19 protein-coding genes, 1 tRNA gene and 1 other RNA gene are annotated in these 16,952 nt (G+C 68.2%); 15 read left to right on the forward strand and 6 right to left on the reverse strand.

What is annotated here, in order from left to right; genetic code table 11:
- The first annotated feature begins 5 nt into the window (after positions 1-5).
- Genes JHW45_RS04330 through dtd form a run of 3 tightly spaced genes read left to right on the forward strand, consistent with a single transcriptional unit; the run spans position 6 to position 1,293 of the window.
- Positions 6-431, forward strand: a complete 426-nt coding sequence (locus JHW45_RS04330) for a YeeE/YedE family protein (protein WP_272859723.1) — start codon at positions 6-8, stop codon at positions 429-431.
- Positions 428-841, forward strand: a complete 414-nt coding sequence (locus JHW45_RS04335; protein ID WP_272859724.1) for a DUF6691 family protein — start codon at positions 428-430, stop codon at positions 839-841. Before JHW45_RS04330 ends, JHW45_RS04335 begins: the two co-directional genes overlap by 4 nt.
- A complete protein-coding gene (dtd, locus tag JHW45_RS04340) occupies positions 838-1,293 on the forward strand; it encodes a D-aminoacyl-tRNA deacylase (RefSeq protein WP_272859725.1) in 456 nt (151 codons plus the stop codon). Before JHW45_RS04335 ends, dtd begins: the two co-directional genes overlap by 4 nt.
- An 84-nt stretch (positions 1,294-1,377) precedes the next feature.
- Here the strand turns inward: dtd and JHW45_RS04345 are convergent.
- Positions 1,378-1,452, reverse strand: a tRNA-Glu gene (locus tag JHW45_RS04345).
- Between the two features lie 122 nt (positions 1,453-1,574).
- The gene (locus tag JHW45_RS04350; protein ID WP_272859726.1) at positions 1,575-2,522 is read right to left on the reverse strand and encodes an AEC family transporter; all 948 of its coding nucleotides are present in this window, start codon (positions 2,520-2,522) and stop codon (positions 1,575-1,577) included.
- An 81-nt stretch (positions 2,523-2,603) separates the two neighbouring features.
- Between JHW45_RS04350 and gatC the strand changes: the two genes are divergently transcribed.
- The 8 genes from gatC to JHW45_RS04390 all read left to right on the forward strand — a co-directional run bounded on the left by gatC (position 2,604) and on the right by JHW45_RS04390 (position 8,068).
- Complete coding sequence (gatC, locus tag JHW45_RS04355; protein WP_272859727.1) at positions 2,604-2,891, forward strand: Asp-tRNA(Asn)/Glu-tRNA(Gln) amidotransferase subunit GatC; 288 nt, start codon at positions 2,604-2,606, stop codon at positions 2,889-2,891.
- Entirely contained in the window at positions 2,888-4,372 is a 1,485-nt protein-coding gene (gene gatA / locus JHW45_RS04360; RefSeq protein ID WP_272859728.1) for an Asp-tRNA(Asn)/Glu-tRNA(Gln) amidotransferase subunit GatA, read from the forward strand. Before gatC ends, gatA begins: the two co-directional genes overlap by 4 nt.
- 34 nt (positions 4,373-4,406) lie before the next feature.
- Entirely contained in the window at positions 4,407-4,997 is a 591-nt protein-coding gene (locus tag JHW45_RS04365) for a hypothetical protein (protein WP_272859729.1), read from the forward strand.
- Positions 4,998-5,056: 59 nt separating this feature from the next.
- Positions 5,057-5,647, forward strand: coding sequence for an N-acetylmuramoyl-L-alanine amidase (locus tag JHW45_RS04370; RefSeq protein ID WP_473087554.1), 591 nt, complete (start codon positions 5,057-5,059; stop codon positions 5,645-5,647).
- Between the two features lie 107 nt (positions 5,648-5,754).
- Positions 5,755-6,134, forward strand: an RNA gene (gene rnpB, locus JHW45_RS04375) — RNase P RNA component class A.
- Between the two features lie 150 nt (positions 6,135-6,284).
- Entirely contained in the window at positions 6,285-6,452 is a 168-nt protein-coding gene (gene rpmG, locus JHW45_RS04380) for a 50S ribosomal protein L33 (protein WP_022707377.1), read from the forward strand.
- A 228-nt stretch (positions 6,453-6,680) separates the two neighbouring features.
- Positions 6,681-7,514 carry an XdhC family protein gene (locus tag JHW45_RS04385; protein WP_272859730.1) on the forward strand — a complete coding sequence of 278 codons (834 nt, stop codon included), beginning with the start codon at positions 6,681-6,683 and terminating at the stop codon, positions 7,512-7,514.
- Positions 7,511-8,068, forward strand: coding sequence for a nucleotidyltransferase family protein (locus tag JHW45_RS04390; protein WP_272859731.1), 558 nt, complete (start codon positions 7,511-7,513; stop codon positions 8,066-8,068). The genes JHW45_RS04385 and JHW45_RS04390 overlap by 4 nt, the downstream gene beginning before the upstream one ends.
- Positions 8,069-8,122: 54 nt before the next feature.
- Here JHW45_RS04390 and JHW45_RS04395 read toward each other — a convergent pair whose 3' ends face one another.
- Positions 8,123-9,493: an aspartate aminotransferase family protein gene (locus JHW45_RS04395; RefSeq protein ID WP_272859732.1), complete on the reverse strand. Its 1,371-nt coding sequence runs from the start codon at positions 9,491-9,493 to the stop codon at positions 8,123-8,125.
- 22 nt (positions 9,494-9,515) lie between these two features.
- Complete coding sequence (locus JHW45_RS04400; RefSeq protein ID WP_272859733.1) at positions 9,516-10,976, reverse strand: NAD-dependent succinate-semialdehyde dehydrogenase; 1,461 nt, start codon at positions 10,974-10,976, stop codon at positions 9,516-9,518.
- A gap of 217 nt (positions 10,977-11,193) precedes the next feature.
- Here JHW45_RS04400 and JHW45_RS04405 point away from each other — a divergent pair, with 217 nt between their 5' ends.
- Genes JHW45_RS04405 through JHW45_RS04420 form a run of 4 tightly spaced genes read left to right on the forward strand, consistent with a single transcriptional unit; the run spans position 11,194 to position 14,127 of the window.
- Positions 11,194-12,495 carry a lipoprotein-releasing ABC transporter permease subunit gene (locus JHW45_RS04405; RefSeq protein WP_272859734.1) on the forward strand — a complete coding sequence of 434 codons (1,302 nt, stop codon included), beginning with the start codon at positions 11,194-11,196 and terminating at the stop codon, positions 12,493-12,495.
- On the forward strand, positions 12,488-13,159 hold the full coding sequence (locus JHW45_RS04410) for an ABC transporter ATP-binding protein (protein ID WP_272859735.1): 672 nt from the start codon (positions 12,488-12,490) through the stop codon (positions 13,157-13,159). The genes JHW45_RS04405 and JHW45_RS04410 overlap by 8 nt, the downstream gene beginning before the upstream one ends.
- Positions 13,160-13,214: 55 nt before the next feature.
- Positions 13,215-13,622: a c-type cytochrome gene (locus JHW45_RS04415; protein ID WP_272859736.1), complete on the forward strand. Its 408-nt coding sequence runs from the start codon at positions 13,215-13,217 to the stop codon at positions 13,620-13,622.
- A complete protein-coding gene (locus JHW45_RS04420; RefSeq protein ID WP_272859737.1) occupies positions 13,600-14,127 on the forward strand; it encodes a phosphatase PAP2 family protein in 528 nt (175 codons plus the stop codon). Before JHW45_RS04415 ends, JHW45_RS04420 begins: the two co-directional genes overlap by 23 nt.
- Positions 14,128-14,165: 38 nt before the next feature.
- On the opposite strand, the gene parE is transcribed toward JHW45_RS04420, so the two are convergent.
- Together parE and JHW45_RS04430 are read right to left on the reverse strand one after the other, a co-directional pair.
- Positions 14,166-16,127, reverse strand: coding sequence for a DNA topoisomerase IV subunit B (gene parE / locus JHW45_RS04425; protein ID WP_272859738.1), 1,962 nt, complete (start codon positions 16,125-16,127; stop codon positions 14,166-14,168).
- A gap of 125 nt (positions 16,128-16,252) precedes the next feature.
- Complete coding sequence (locus JHW45_RS04430) at positions 16,253-16,912, reverse strand: glutathione S-transferase family protein (RefSeq protein ID WP_272859739.1); 660 nt, start codon at positions 16,910-16,912, stop codon at positions 16,253-16,255.
- Positions 16,913-16,952 lie beyond the last annotated feature (40 nt).

The raw sequence follows: 16,952 nt of genomic DNA on the forward strand, positions 1-16,952 counted from the left end.
ACGCGATGAACCCTGACTGGATCGCCGGACTGATCGGCGGGTTGATGATCGGAACCGCCGCGGCGCTGTTTCTTCTGGGCAACGGGCGGATCATGGGGGCCAGCGGCCTTCTGGGCGGGCTGATCGACGGCAGCGGCCGGACGAACCTGGCCGAGCGCGCGGCGTTCATCATCGCCCTGATCGCGCTGCCCGGCCTGCTGGTCGCGGCCGGGGTGGGCCAGCGGTCGCAGCCGGTCGCGGGAACCGCCGTCCTCGTCCTGGGCGGCCTGCTGGTCGGGTTCGGCACACGCCTGGGCAATGGCTGCACGTCCGGTCACGGCGTCTGCGGCATCTCGCGCCTGTCGCGTCGCGGCATCGTCGCCACGCTGGTCTATCTGCTGGCCGGGGGCGTCGGGGTCATCATCGCCCGCGCGCTTGGGTGGACGATATGACAAGACTGGCCTTGGCCGCGCTGGCCGGTGCGCTGTTCGGGGCCGGGCTGCTGGTTTCGGGCATGACGGACCCGGCGAAGGTGCAGGGCTGGCTGGACGTGTTCGGCGACTGGGACCCGACGCTTGGGTTTGTGCTGACCGGTGCGATCCTGCCGATGCTGGTGGCGTGGCGCATCGCCGCGCGCCGGCAGACCGCACTGACCAAAGACCGCTTGCCGCCGCCGCCATCGCCCCGGATCGACGCAAGGCTGCTGTCGGGGGCGGCCCTGTTCGGGCTGGGCTGGGGGATCTCGGGGCTGTGTCCGGGCCCGGCGATGGCGTCGCTGACCTTTGGCGGCGGGCCGTTCCTGATCTTCTTTGCGGCGATGGTGGCGGGGATGCTGCTGTTCGCGGTATGGTCGCGCCGATGAGAGCGTTGATCCAGCGGGTCACCGAAGCCTCGGTCGAGGTCGAGGGCCGGGTGGTCGGCAGCACCGGCCCGGGCCTTCTGGTGCTTGTCTGCGCCATGCGGAGCGACGATGAGGCCACGGCAGACAGGCTGGCCGCCCGCATCGCCCGGCTGCGCATCTTTCAGGACGAGGCCGGCAAGATGAACCGGTCGGTTCTGGACATCGCGGGCGGCGCACTGGTGGTCAGCCAGTTCACGCTGGCCGCCGACACGCGCAGCGGCAATCGCCCCGGCTTTTCCGCGGCCGCCGACCCGCAGCAGGGGCAGCACCTGTATCGGCATTTCGCTAGCAGTTTAGCAAGCCACGGCGTTCCGGTGGAAACAGGCATCTTCGGCGCCGACATGAAGGTGCGGCTGCTGAACGACGGCCCGGTCACGATCTGGCTGGACACCGCCGCCACGCCCGCACGCTGACGAACGCGGGGGTGACAGGCGCGGACGGATGATCTGCGGGGCTGACGGACGTGATCCGGCAAAGCATGGAAAAGACGGGGAAAGTGGCAGCCCGTAGGGGAATCGAACCCCTCTTTCCAGGTTGAAAACCTGGCGTCCTAACCGATAGACGAACGGGCCACTCTGGCGTCGCGGCCGGGCGTCCCGGCGGCGTCGGGCGGTGTTTAGGCAAACCGGCCGACCGGTGCAAGGGGAATTTGCGGCGTCTGGGTGAAATATTTCCGCCGGTCGCGACGTCGCGGTTACCCGGCCAGATGGCCCGCCAGAACCAGCCACAGCGGCAGGCTCAGCGCCGACAGCACCGTCTGCCAGGTGAACATGTCGGCATAGAATTCCGCATCGCCGCCCATCTGGCGGGCCAGGATATAGCCGACCGAGGCGCCGGGCGCGGCCGTCGCCAGCAGGCCCGACGACAGCTGACCGCCGGGCAGGTCCAGCCACAGCGCCGCGCCCAGAAACAGGCAGGGGCAGAACAGCAGGCGCAGGGCCACGCCCGCCCACATCGCCGGATCGCTTTGCCACAGGCGGCGGATCTGGATGCCCGCGCCCACGCTGAGAAGCCCGACGGCCAGCGCGCCCTGTCCCAGCCAGTCCAGCGGCGCCAGTATCCACGGCTCAAGCCGGATACCGCCCAGGTTCAGCGCCAGTCCGGCCACGCAGGACAGCACCAGCGGGTTGCGGATGATCTCGGTGCCGATGCGGCGGGCGGTCTGGCGGCGCGTCGGCGGCAGGCGGTCGTCGTCCTCGGCCGGAAACAGCGTCAGCGCCACGATGGCCGAGATGTTGAACGCCGGGATCAGGAACGCGAATGCCACCGCCAGATCGCTCAGCGCGCGCGGACCCAGCCCCTGCGCCGCCACCGCCAGGATCAGCAAGGAATTGAAGCGCAGCGCCGCCTGGAACAGCGAACTGGTGCGCGGATTTCCCAGCCGCAGCGGCACCCGCAACGCCAGCGCCACCGCGCCGGTGATCGCGAACGCGACCGTCAGCGCCAGCAGATACCGGCCAAGCGCCCCGATCGTCAGCTCGGATCGATAGATCGAGGTCAGCAGGATCGCCGGAAACAGCACCTTGAACGCCAGCTGCTCGATCCCCGGCCAGTTCTGCGGCGCGATCAGCCGCGCGCGGCGGGCCAGATGGCCGAACGCCACCAGCGCGATGACGGGAAGGATCGACAGGGCCGGTTGCATCAACGCTCCCACGCGGCGAAGCGGGCTTCTTGCAGCCCTGCGCACAGACTTGTAAACCGCCGCTGAACGAAAGGGAAAGCCATGTCGATCACCGAGGACGAGGCCCGCAAGGTCGCGCATCTGGCGCGCATCGCGGTCGAGGATGAGGCGCTGCCGGCGCTGGCGCGCGAACTCAGCGGCATCCTGCACTTCATGGAACAGCTGAAAGAGGTCGATGTCGACGGCGTCGAGCCGATGACCGGCGTGATGCCCATGCGGCTGAAGCGGCGCGAGGACGTGGTGACGACCGGCGGCATGGCCGACAATATCCTGTCGAACGCCCCCGACGCGCGCGAGGGGTTCTTTGCCGTCCCGAAGGTGGTGGAATGAGCGGACCGAACCGGCTGACCATCGCCCAGGCGCGCGACGCGCTGGCCAAAGGCGATCTGAGCGCGGTCGAGTTGACCGACGCCTGTCTTGACGAAATCGCAGGGGCGGGCGCGCTGAACGCGTTCGTCCATGACACGCCCGACATGGCGCGGCAGATGGCCAGGGCCGCCGATGCGCGCATCAGATCGGGCGACGCCACGGCCATGACCGGCATCCCGGTGGGCATCAAGGATGTGTTCTGCGTGCGCGGCGTTCCCAGCCAGGCGGCCAGCCGCATCCTTGAAGGCTTTACCCCGGAATACGAATCGACCGTCACGCAGAATCTGTGGGATGCCGGCGCGGTGATGCTGGGCAAGCTGAACATGGACGAATTCGCCATGGGCTCGACCAACGAGGCCAGCTGCTATGGCCGCGCCGTGAACCCGTGGAAGGGCGCGGACGGGCGGGAACTGACGCCCGGCGGGTCCTCGGGCGGCTCGGCCGCGGCGGTGGCGGCGGATCTGTGCCTTGGCGCGACCGGCACCGATACCGGCGGCTCGATCCGCCAGCCGGCGGCGTTCACCGGCACGGTGGGGCTGCGCCCGACCTATGGCCGCGTCAGCCGGTGGGGGGTGATCGCCTATGCCTCCAGCCTCGATCAGGCCGGGCCGATGACCCGGACGGTGCGCGATGCGGCGATCATGCTGGGCGCCATGGCCTCGGTCGATCCGCAGGATTCGACCAGCGCGGATGTGCCGGTGCCGGATTACGAATCGCTGCTGACCGGCGACATCCGCGGCAAGCGCATCGGCATCCCGCGCGAATACCGGATCGAGGGGATGCCCGACGACATCGCCGCGCTGTGGGACAAGGGCGCCGAGATGCTGCGCGATGCCGGGGCCGAGATCGTCGATATCAGCCTGCCGCACACCAAATACGCGCTGCCCGCCTATTACGTGATCGCGCCGGCCGAGGCGTCGTCGAATCTGGCACGCTATGACGGCGTCCGCTATGGCCGGCGCGCAAGGCTGGAACAGGGCGACGGTATCGTCGAGATGTATGAAAAGACCCGCGCCCAGGGCTTCGGCCCCGAGGTGCAGCGCCGCATCATGATCGGCACCTATGTGCTGTCGGCGGGTTTCTATGACGCCTATTACAACCGCGCCCGCAAGGTGCGCGCCCTGATCCGGCGCGATTTCGATACGGCCCACGCCGACGGGATCGACGCGATCCTGACGCCGACGACGCCCTCGGCCGCCTTCCCACTGGGCACGATGGACCAGTCCGACCCCGTCGCGATGTATCTGCAGGACGTTTTCACCGTCACGCTGAACCTTGCCGGCCTGCCGGGCATTTCGGTGCCGGTCGGTCAGGACAGCCAAGGCCTGCCCCTGGGGCTGCAACTGATCGGGCGCCCGTTCCAGGAGGGCGATCTGCTGAATCAGGCGCTGGCGCTGGAACAGGCTGCCGGATTTGTGGTCAAGCCCGATCGCTGGTGGTAGGCTGGATCGAAACGGGACAGATGGCGGAGGCAAGATGCGCGGCTGGTTGGTGATTTCGGTGCTGGCGCTGGCCGGCTGTGGCGAGCATCAGGGCTGGAACCCGAACTACCAGTTCGGCGCCTCGCGCTATGGTCAGTATCTGGTCAGCCGAGAGGTTGCGCTGATGACGCGGGCCGACGCGCCGCAGACCATTCCCATCGCGCTGCCCGCCAACGCGCCGACGCCGGAACAGATCGCCGGCCGGGCGCCGGTGCCGGTGCCGGCCACGATGGGCGTTCGCAGGATCGTCACGACGCAGCCGGCAACGGCAACCGCGACGGCGCGCGTCGTGCCGGGGACGGCGTTGCCGACCACCTCGACCGGGTCCTATCCCGGCTCGGTTCCGGTGCTGGTGCGCTATGCGTTCGCCGCCGATCATGCCCCCGGCACGACAATCTATCGAAGGGCTGGCGGGTCGGCCGCGCAGGCCGCGCGCGTCTGTGCAGGCTTTGCCAACCCCGACGCCGCGCAGATCGCGTTTCTGGCGGCGGGCGGGCCGGGGCGCGATCCGCGCGGCATGGACCCCGACGGCGACGGCTTTGTCTGTGGCTGGGACCCTGCGCCGTTCCGCCAGTCCCGGCTTTGACGCCGGACGGGCCAAGTCCCAATCACGGCGACCGGCGCGGGCAGCGCCCCGACCTGGTCGTGCTGCATTATACCGGCATGATCGACGCCGCCTCGGCGCGCGAACGGCTGTGCGATCCGGCGGCGCAGGTCAGCGCGCACTGGCTGGTCGATGAGGATGGCCGTCCCGAGGCGCTGGTGCCCGAGGATCGTCGGGCGTGGCATGCCGGCGCAGGTTCCTGGCAGGGGCGCGAGGACGTCAATTCCCGCAGCATCGGGATCGAGATCGTCAATCCCGGCGACCGCCCCTTCACCGCCGCCCAGATGGACGGGCTGGCCCGGCTTCTGGGTGACGCCATGGCGCGCTGGCGGATTGGCCCGGCCGGGGTGATCGGCCATTCCGACATGGCGCCCGGCCGCAAAAACGACCCCGGCCCGCGCTTCGACTGGCAACGTCTGGCCCGTCAGGGGCTGGCGCTGTGGCCGGTGCAGGACGGCCCCGACCGCCCGCTGGCCGAAAGCCTTGACCGGATCGGCTATCCGCCCGCCGATCCGGCCATTCGCCTGGCCGCGTTCCGGCTGCGCTTTCGCCCATGGGCGCGCGGGCCGGAACAGCGCGCCGACCGGTGCCGCGCCGCCGCCGTGGTCCGAATCGCCGCCGACGCGCGCTGATCCGCCTCGCACTCTTTCCAAATACCTCGGGGGAGTCGCGCCCCTGGGCGCGACGGGGGCAGCGCCCCCATTGACCCCGCCCCCCGCGCACGCCATATCCGGTCTGCGCGGAGGGCCGGATGGCCGCGGCGGGGCTTGCCCCGTCGAGGAAAGTCCGGACTCCATGAGGCGACGGTGCCGGGTAACGCCCGGCGGGGGCAACCCCAGGGACAGCGCCACAGAGAACAGACCGCCGCTGCGTGCAGCGGCAAGGGTGAAACGGTGGGGTAAAAGCCCACCGGGCGGCTGGCAACAGACGCCGCATGGCAAGCCCCACCGGGAGCAATGCCGAATAGGGACCGCGCGCGGGGACACCCGCAGGGCCGCCTTGCCCCAGCAGGTCCGGGTAGGCAGCTTGATCCGGCCGGTAACGGTCGGGCCAGAGGAATGGTCATTGCCCCGGCAGAATGTCGGGGAACAGAATCCGGCTTACACGCCCTCCGCGCAATCGCTGCATGGCTGCCATGCAGAACCGCTTTCGCCCGTATTCCGGGGAATTCGCGGTTGACTCCATCGCCCCGCTGTCTAAATAGCGGGCTTCTAAGGAATTCCACGGGGGGTCGCGTGTTGCGCACGCCCCGAAGCAGGAGCGAAGACCATGGCGAAGCCGACGACCATCAAGATCCGGCTGAACTCGACGGCCGGGACCGGCCATTTCTATGTGACCAAGAAGAACGCCCGGACGATGACCGAAAAGATGACCGTTCGCAAATACGATCCGGTCGTGCGGCAGCATGTCGAATACAAGGAAGGCAAGATCAAGTAGGATCTGGCCTGCCGGACGGATTGCGGGGCCGCGCCTTCGGGTTGCGGCCTTTTCGCCGTTTGGCCCGGCGACCGTTTCGCGGCCGCACACGCGGCCCGGAACCTGCGCCGACAAGGGGTGTTCGCTTGCCATGAGACGACACATTCTTTCCCCTGGTCCCGGCGACCCTGCGCAACCCGGATCGCGGCATCGCCCCGATCCGGCGCGCTGGAACGAGGCGTTCCGGCCATGTCCGGCATGATCGCCGACCCGTTCGCCGCGCTTGCCGCCCGACCCGGCGGCGCGCTGGCCCTGCTTTTGCGCGCCGAGGGCGGGTTTCCCCGCCGTCCGGGTGCGGCCATGGCGCTGTGGCCGGATGGCTTTCGCATCGGCAGGCTGGGCGCGGGGTGCATCGACGCCGATATTGCCGCGCATCTCGACCGGATTGCGCCGGTGACGCGGCTGACCTATGGCGCGGGCGGGCCGGTGGACCTGCCCTTGCCCTGCGGCGGCACGGTCGAGATCGCGCTGATCCGCCATCCCGATCCCGACTGGCTGACCGCGATCGCCACGGATCGCCGCCAGCGCAACGCCGGCAGATGGACGATCGAGCTTGCGACCGGGCGCGCGAACCGCGCCGACGCCGCGGGCACCGGTTTGCAGGGCGCGTCTTTCGCCCTGACCCTGCCGCCGCCCTGCGCGTTGCACATCCACGGCGAGGGCGATGAGGCCGATGCGCTGGCGGGGATCGCGCGCGGTCTGGGGCTGTCCTGTCATGCGGGCGCGGGCGGTCCTGCCGTTGATGCCCAGACCGCCGTGGTGACGCTGTTTCACGATCACGACCGGGAATTGCCGCCCTTGCGCGCGGCGCTGGCATCGTCTGCCTTCTATATCGGGGCGTTGGGCTCGCGCCGCGCGCAGCAGGCCCGCATCGCCGCCCTGCGCGAGATGGGCGCGACCGACCGCGATCTGGCGCGCCTGCGCGGCCCCATCGGCGTGGTCGCGCCGGTGCGCGAACCGCGCCTGCTGGCCGCCTCGGTCATGACCGAGATCCTTGCCGAATATGACAAGGCATTCGGATGATCCGCGCGGGGCTTTTGCTGGCGGCGGGTGCCTCGCGCCGGTTCGGGGCGGACGACAAGTTGCTGGCGACGCTGCGGGGGCGGCCCCTGATCGCCCATGCCGCCGATGCGCTGCGCGCGACGCCGCTGGATCGCCGCCTTGCGGTGATCGCCAATCCCGCCTTGACGCCGCATCTGGACGGATTTCAGGTTCTGCATCTGCAATCCGCGGCGCAATCCGACAGTCTTCGCGCCGGGCTGATGGCGCTTGGTCGTCCCGACCGGGTGCTGATCGTCTTGGGCGACATGCCCGGTGTCGGCGCGGATCATCTGCGCCGCGTACTGGCAGCCGCGACCGACGACCGACCCTCTGCCAGCCGCGATCACGGCCCGCCGATGCCGCCCGCCTGTTTTCCGGCGGGCTGGCTGGATCGTCTGACCTCGCTGACGGGGGATCGCGGTGCCGGGTCGCTGATCCGCGATCTGCCGGATGACGCGCTGATCGATGCGTCCGGCCGGCTTGGCGATATCGACAGCGCCGACGATCTGGCGACATGGCAGGGGGCGGACCCGTAAGCCCGCCCCCGGTCTCGCGATGCAGGACGAAAACGCCGCACCAGGTGGGCGGGCTTAGCCCAGCACCTCGGCAATCGCGTCCTTGGTGACCGAGACGATCTGATCGGCCTCGGACCGGGTCAGGCACAGCGGCGGCGCAAAGCCCAGGATATCGCCCTGCGGCATGGCCCGCGCGATGACGCCGCGCTTCAGCATCGCGGCGACGACCTTGGCGCCCTTGCCTTCCGAGGCGTCGAAGAACTGCCGCTTGTCCTTGTCCGCGACCAGTTCGACCGCGCACAGCATCCCCTCGCCCCGAACCTCGCCCACATTTGGGTGGCCGCCGACCTCGTCGCGCATGGACTGCCAGAAATAGGCGCCGGTTTCGCCCGCGTTCTTCACCAGACCCAGATCGTCGATCAGCTTCAGGTTGGCGATGCCCGCCGCCGCGCCAATGGGATGGGCGGAATAGGTCCAGCCATGGCCCAGAACGCCGTATTCGTCCGACCCCTTCACCAGCACGTCCCACATGCGCTGGCCGACGATGCTGGCCGACAGCGGCGCATAGGCCGAGGTCAGGCCCTTCGCACTGGTGATCAGGTCGGGCTTCATGTCGTAATGGTCGCTGCCGAACATGCTGCCCAGACGGCCGAAGCCGGTCACGACCTCGTCCGCGATCAGCAGGATGTCATGCTTGTCCAGCACCTTCTGGATCGCCAGCCAGTATCCGGCCGGCGGCGGCACGATGCCGCCCGTGCCCAGTACCGGCTCGCCGATGAAGGCGGCGATGGTGTCGGCGCCCTCGGCCGCGATCAGATCCTCCAGCTTGGCCACGCAATGGGCCACGAAATCCGATTCGGACATGTTCAGGTCCGGGCGGCGATAGTAATAGGGTGCCTCGGTATGGATCACCTGGCTCAGCGGCAGATCGAATTTCTTGTGGAACAGTTCCAGCCCGGTCAGGCTGCCGGTCATCAGCCCGCTGCCGTGATAGCCGCGCCAGCGGCTGATGATCTTCTTCTTCTCGGGGCGGCCCAGGATGTTGTTGTAATACCAGACCAGCTTGACGTTGGTCTCGTTCGCATCCGACCCGCCAAGCCCGAAATAGACCCGCGCCATGTGATCGGGCGCGCGGTCCATGACCATCTTGGCCAGGGTGATGTTGGCCTCGGACCCGTGGCCGGCATAGGCGTGGTAATAGGCCAGCTCATGCGCCTGTTCGGCGATCGCGTCCGCGATCTCCTTGCGACCATAGCCCACGTTCACGCAGTAAAGTCCGGCAAACCCGTCCAGCAGGCGGTTGCCGTCGCGGTCGGTGATGAAGACCCCGTCGCCGCCGGTCACGATACGTTGCGCACCCTCGCCGCGTGCGAACTGGCCCAGATTCGTCGAGGGATGGAAAAAGCTTTCGCGGTCCCATTTCGCAAGTTCGTCATTTGTCAGCATATCTTTTCCTTTCGTCCCGGTCTCAGGCCCAGTCGCGGCAGACATATTTGATCTCGGTAAAGGCTTCGAGGCCCTGCCGGGCGCCTTCGCGACCGATTCCGGATTGTTTCATGCCCCCGAAGGGGATCGGCGCGCCCGTCACCTTGGTGCGGTTGACCGCGACCATGCCATATTGCAACGCCCGCGTCGCCCGGTAGATCCGGCGCGGATCGAGGCTGTGGACATAGGCCACCAGCCCGTATTCGGTTGCGTTGGCGCGGGCGAACACCTCGTCCTCGTCGTCGAACACGCTGATCGCGGCGACGGGGCCAAAGGTTTCCTGCGACATGATCGCGGCATCGTCGGTCACATCGGCCAGCACGGTCGGCTTGAAGAACAGCGGCCCCTGCGCCTCGTCCACGCTGCCGCCGGTCAGCAGGCGCGCGCCCCTGGCCACCGCGTCCTCGACATGCGCCTTTTGCTTGTCGATCTGGCGGTCGTGGATCAGCGGCCCCAGATCGGGGTCCTCCATCCCGCGGCCAAGCGTCAGCCGTTCCGTGGCCTCGGTGAACCTGCGGCAGAATTCGTCATAGATCGGCCGGTGGATGTAAAGCCGGTTGGCGCCCAGGCAATCCTGGCCCGAGGTCGCGAACTTGGCCTTGATCGCCTCGGCCACGGCGCGGTCCAGATCGGCATCCTCGAACACGATGAAGGGCGCGTGGCCGCCCAATTCCATCACCAGCCGCTTCACTGTGTCGGCGGATTGACGATACAGCAGCCGCCCGACCTCGGTCGAGCCGGTGAAGGACAGGGCGCGCACGCGCGTGTCGGCGGTCCATTCGCCGACGATGGTGGCGGCATCGCCGATCACCGTGTTGATGACGCCGTCGGGAAAGCCCGCGCGCCGCGCCAGTACGGCCAGCGCCAGGGCCGACAGCGGCGTTTCGGCCGAGGGATGGATGACCACGGTGCAGCCCGCGCCAAGCGCCGCTGCCGCCTTGCGGGTGATCATCGCGCAGGGAAAGTTCCACGGCGTGATCAGCGCGGCGACGCCCACCGGCTCTCGCCACAGCTCCATCTCGGCGTCGGGCAGATGGCTGGTGACGCCCTCGATATTGGGGCGCAGCGCCTCTTCGGCGTAGAACTGGACGAAGCTGGCGGCATAGTCGATCTCGCCCCGCGCCTCGCCGATGGGCTTGCCCTGCTCGGCGACCATGATCCTTGCCAGATCCTCTTTCGCGGCGACGATCAGCGCGTGCCAATGATGCAGGATCTGCGCGCGGTGCTGCGGCAGCATGGTGGACCATGCCGGAAACGCGGCCTGCGCGGCATCGACGGCGGCGCGGGCGCCGGGCGCGTCGCTGATGGCGACCTGCGCCACCAGATCGCCGGTTGCCGGATCGCGGACCGCCAGGCGGCCATCGCCGGCGAAATCGCCACGGCCCGGCAGCAGACCGGGATCGGTAATTCTGTCGCTGAGACGGGAAGACAGATCGTCAAGCATCGCGCACCTCCTTGTTGGCGGGAAGACTGTCCCCACCGCGCCAGAGGATTCCACCAAAGCCTTCGCGGCTTACAGGGGAATCCTCTGATCTGTGCGCGAAAGCCCGCGATATCCTCTGACCCGCCGCGTCGCGGCCGGGCGCGGCTCACGCCATTGTCGGCTTGAATTTCCGGGGCCGCGCGGTCAGGGTCTGCGCGCAATTGCAAAGGCGTTTCGCATGTCCGGCCCCGCCCCGTTTTCCCGCTATGAATTCATGATCGCGTGGCGATATCTGCGCGCCCGCCGGACCGAGGGCGGGGTCAGCGTGATGACCTGGATCAGCCTGATCGGGATCGCCCTGGGGGTGATGGCGCTGATCGCGACGCTGGCCGTGCGGGCGGGGTTCCGGGCCGAGTTCGTGGATACGATCCTGGGCGCGAACGCCCATACGACGGTCTACATGGCGCCCGAGCGGGTCGAGAACGAGTTTACCGACGATGTCTACGTCGTGCCGGGCCGGATTCGCGATTACGACGCCATGGCCGCCACGCTGGCCGATATTCCCGGCGTCGTGCGGACCGCGCCGGTCATTCGCGGTCAGGTGATGGCGTCGGCCAACGACGCCTCGAACGTGGCCGAGGTGTACGGCGTCACGCTGGACGATCTGAAGGCGATGCCGCGGATCGTGGACCCGGCAACCTCGGCCGGCGATGTCGATGATTTCGAGAGCGGCATTGCCATCGGATCGGGGATCGCGCGCGAACTGAACCTGGGGATCGGCGACAGGGTCCGCCTGATCGCGCCCGAGGGGGCAAGAACCGCCTTCGGCACCACGCCGCGCGTCAATGCCTATCAGGTGGTCTATGTCTTCAGCGCCGGACGCTATGACATCGACCGCACGCGCATCTATATGCCGATGGCCGAGGCGCAAAGCTATTTCAACCGCGAGGGCGTGGCCGACGAGATCGAGGTGTTCGTGGACGATCCCGAACGGGTCGATGACTGGATGCTGCCCTTGCTGCGCGCGGCGGGCGAGGGCGCGCAGGTCTGGAGCTGGCGCGACGCGTCGGGATCGTTCCTGTCGGCGCTGGACATGGAGGATGACGTGATGTTCGTGACCCTGTCGGTGCTGGTGCTGATCGCGTCGATGAACATCACCTCGGGGCTGATCATGCTGGTCAAGAACAAGGGCCGCGACATCGGCATCCTGCGCACGATGGGCCTGACCGAAGGCGCGGTGCTGCGGGTGTTCTTCCTGTGCGGCGCCTTTACCGGCGTGATCGGCACCATCGCCGGGGTTGTGCTGGGCGTCCTGCTGGCCCTGAACGTGGACGGCATCATGGCGGGCATCGACGCGCTGACCGGCGGCGGGGCATGGCAACCCGAGGTGCGCGGCATCTATCGCCTGCCGGCCGAATTGCGGGCCTGGGACATCCTGCGCGCGGTCGCATTGTCGCTGACGCTGTCCTTCATCGTCACCATCTTCCCCGCGCGCCGCGCCGCGCGCATGAACCCGGTCGAGGCGCTGCGCTATGAATGAGGTTCTGCGGCTTGAGGGGGTCGGCAAGACCTATGCCAGGAACGGCCCGGCGCCGGTCAGGGTGCTGGACGGGCTGGACCTGAGCGTGGCGCGCGGCGAGGTGGTGGCACTGGTCGCGCCCTCGGGGGCGGGCAAATCGACGCTGCTGCATATCGCCGGGCTGCTGGATACCCCCGATGCCGGGCGGGTGGTTCTGAACGGGCGCGACATGACCGGCCTGCCCGACAAGGCCCGGACCGAGGCGCGGCGGCGCGATCTGGGATTCGTCTATCAGTTCCATCACCTGCTGCCCGAATTCAGCGCGCTTGAGAATATCGTGCTGCCGCAGCTGGCCAACGCGGTGCCCGCCCGCGATGCGCGGGCGCGCGCAGCCGACCTGCTGGACCGCGTCGGGCTGGGAGCCCGCGCGGATCACCGCCCGGCCGAGTTGTCGGGGGGCGAACAGCAGCGCGTCGCGTTCTGCCGGGCGCTGGCCAACCGCCCCTCGCTGCTGCTGGCGGACGAGCCGACGGGCAATCTGGACCCGGCCACCTCGGACCGGGTGTTCGGCCTTCTGATGGCCTTGGTGCGCGATACCGGGCTTTCGGCCCTGATCGCCACCCATAACCACCAGCTTGCCGGCCGGATGGACCGGGTCATTCGCCTGAACGAAGAGGTTGCCTGACCGGCCCCGACAGGGCAGAGTCCGGCCAAAGAACGCGGAATACAAAGGGGCAGCGATGAAGGCACTGACTTGGGCAGGGTTTGGCGGCGTGGCGATTCTGGGGCTGATCGCCGCCTGCGCACCCGAGGCGAAGATCGCCACCGCGCGCGGCGATTACATGAATCTGTGCGCCGATTGCCACGGCCCCGAAGGCAAGGGCAACGGTCCCCTGGCCGCAGGGATGACGCCCGCGCCCGTCGATGTGACCCGCATCGCGCGCGACAATGACGGCGATTTCCCCAAGGCGCGGGTGATGAGCCATATCTATGGCTTCACCCCCGGTCGCAGCGAATCGCCGATGCCGCAATTCGGCGATCTGCTGGACGGCCCGACCGTTCTTTACGACAGCGGCGACGGGATCATGACGGCCACGCCGGCGCGGCTGGTGGCGCTGATGGAATATGTCCAGCAGATGCAGCAATAGCGCGGGGCGGCTGGCCGGCGCGATGGCGCTGGCCGGCGGACTTGCCGGCAGCGTCGCCGCCGACCCGTTCGAGGATTTCGGCACCGCGATGAAATACGCCCTTCCACTGGCCGCCGCGACCTGCGCCGTACGCGACGACCGGCTTGAGGATTTCGCCGTGCGCGGGGCGGTGCACATGGTGCTGGTGCTGGGGCTGAAGACGCTGACGGACGGGCATCCGGTCTCGGTCCGGCCCTCGGGCGAGGGCAGGGGGTTTCCGTCCGGGCACGCCGCCTCGGCCGCGTTCGGCGCGGCGGATCTGGCCGGCAAATGTCTTCAGGATGATCGGCTGGCGGGCGCGGCCCTGTATGGCGCGGCCGGCGCCACCGCGCTCAGCCGCGTGGAGGCGGGCCAGCACAGCGTGCAACAGGCGCTGAGCGGCGCGCTGATCGGTTTCAGCCTTGGCGGTGCCAGTTTCGGCATCGGCACCGACGAGATCGGGTTCAGCTTCGGGATGCGGTTCTAGGCCGCGGCGCGCGTTCAGGGCAGGCCGGCCGGGTCGGTCTAGACGTCCAGCTCTTCCACGAAGCGGGCGTTCTCCTGGATGTATTCGAACCGCAATTCGGGCTTCTTGCCCATCAGCCGTTCGACCAGATCCCCGGTTTCGCCGCCTTCCTCGTCGTCGATGCTGACCCGGATCAGCTTGCGCGATTTCGGGTTCATCGTGGTATCCTTCAGATCCTTGGCGTCCATCTCGCCCAGACCCTTGAATCGCTGGACGTCGATCTTTCCCTTGCCGCCCAGACCCTTGGCCATCATCCGCTCTTTCTCGGCGTCGTCGGCGACATAGACGCGATGCGCGCCCTGCGTCAGCCGATACAGCGGCGGACAGGCCAGATACAGATGGCCCTTGTCGATCAGCGGCCGCATCTGGCTGAAGAAGAACGTCATCAGCAGGCTGGCGATATGGGCGCCGTCCACATCCGCGTCGGTCATGATGATAATCTTGTCATAGCGCAGATCGTCGATGTTGAACCGCGATCCCATGCCCACGCCAAGCGCCTGGCACAGATCGTTGATTTCCTGGTTCTGGCCCAATTTGGAGCTGGCCGCGCCCAGCACATTCAGGATCTTGCCGCGCAGGGGCAGCAGGGCCTGCGTCTGGCGTTCGCGCGCGGCCTTGGCCGATCCGCCCGCGCTGTCGCCCTCGACGATGAACAGCTCGGTCCCGTCGCGATTGGTGGCGCTGCAATCGACCAGCTTGCCGGGCAGGCGCAGCCGCTTGGTGGCGGATTTGCGGGCGGTTTCCTTTTCCTGCCGGCGCCGCAGCCGTTCCTCGGCGCGCAGCACCAGAAAATCCAGGATCGCGCCCGCCGATTTGGTGTCGGCGGCAAGCCAGGTGTCGAAATGGTCGCGTACGGCGTTTTCGACCAGGCGCGCGGCTTCGGCCGTGGCCAGCCGGTCCTTGGTCTGGCCCACGAATTCCGGTTCGCGGATGAAGCAGCTGACCAGCGCGCAACCCCCGGTCAGCAGATCGTCGCGGGTGATCTGGGCGGCCTTCTTGTTGCTGACCCGTTCGCCATAGGCGCGGATGCCTTTCAGGATCGCGGCCCAGAACCCGGCCTCGTGCGTGCCGCCCTCGGGCGTGGGAACCGTGTTGCAATAGGATTGGATGAAGCCGTCGCGCGAGGGTGTCCAGTTGATCGCCCAATCGACCTTGCCCGGCACGTTGAACCGCTTGAAATCGACGCTGCCGGCAAAGGGGCGGTCGGCATAGGCTGTCGCGCCGTCCAGCGTTTCCGACAGGTAATCCGCCAGCCCGCCCGGAAAATGAAAAACGGCCTCGGTCGGCGTCTCGCCGTCGTCGATCTCGGATTTCCAGCGGATCTCGACGCCCGAGAACAGATAGGCCTTGGATTTCACCATCTTCAGCAGCCGCGCGGGCCGAAAGCGGTGATGGCCGAAGATCTCTTCGTCGGCGTGGAAGGTGACGGTCGTGCCGCGACGGTTCGGGGCCGCGCCGATCCTGACCGCCGGTCCCTCGGGCACCCCGCGCGAGAAACGCTGTTCGAACAGTTCCTTGTTGCGCGCGACCTGCACCACCATCACGTCCGACAGCGCATTGACGACCGACGCGCCCACCCCGTGCAGACCGCCCGATGTGGCATAGGCGTCGCCCGAGAACTTGCCGCCGGCATGCAGCGTGCACAGGATCACCTCAAGCGCCGACTTGGCGGGGAATTTCGGGTGCGGGTCGATGGGGATGCCGCGGCCGTTGTCGCGCACGACGACGCTGTAATCGGCCAGCAGTTCCACCTCGATCCGGCTGGCATGACCGGCCACCGCCTCGTCCATCGAGTTGTCGAGGATCTCGGCCACCAGATGATGCAGCGCGCGTTCGTCGGTGCCGCCGATATACATGCCGGGCCGCTTGCGCACAGGCTCCAGCCCCTCCAGCACCTCGATGGATGCGGCGGAATAGCTGTCGACGCCGGCATCGGCGGCGGAAAGAAGATCGTCGGCCATCGGATCTGCTCGTTTTCTTGTATCGGTTTGGCCGACTATCTCACGCGGCGGGCCGTGCCGGCAAGGGGTTGTGGCGCCCGCGCCACGCAACACATTCCCTTGCGCGACGGGCGTAGGGCTTTGGCCTATTCGGGCTCGGCCAGCCTTGCCTGCCACATCTTGCGAAAGGCGGGGCGCGACTGGCAGTCCGCCAGCCAGGCAAGGATCGCGGGAAACCGTTCGATCAGCGGGTGATAGCCCTGCGCATAGCGCAGCACCTCGGCCATGTTGATGTCGGCCACGGTAAAGCGGCCGCCGACCAGGTGCCCGTGGGTCGCCAGATGATCCTCGACCACGCGCAGCGGGCGGACCAGACGTTCGGCGGCGTTCGCGACGGCGGCGGCATCGCTGCCCGACAGGGTGTTGCCGGAACCGTGCAGGAACAGCAGCGTCAGCGCATCGGTTTCGATGCCCGCGACGGCATGAAAGGTCCACTGCATCATCAGCCCGTCCTCGGCCGGGTTTGCCGGGCCGAAGGGCGGGCCGTATTTGCGGGCAAGATACAGCGTGCAGGCCATCGATTCGGACAGGACCAGCCCGTCATCCTCGATCACCGGAACGGCGCCTGCGGGCGACAGCTTCAGGAACGCGGGTGAGCGGGTGTTCAGCGGCGCATCCGCCGCGAAGGGATCGGGCAGGCGATAGGCTTGGATCACCGGGACCTGCCGGAACGGCACCCCGATCTCGTGGCACAGCCAGACGATTCGCGACGCGCGGGATCGGGTGACGCCGTGAATGGTCAGCATGGTCGATCCTTTTTCGTGCCGGCATGCGCGCCGGCGATTG

It is taken from the genome of Paracoccus stylophorae (assembly GCF_028553765.1).
Lineage (GTDB): Bacteria > Pseudomonadota > Alphaproteobacteria > Rhodobacterales > Rhodobacteraceae > Paracoccus > Paracoccus stylophorae.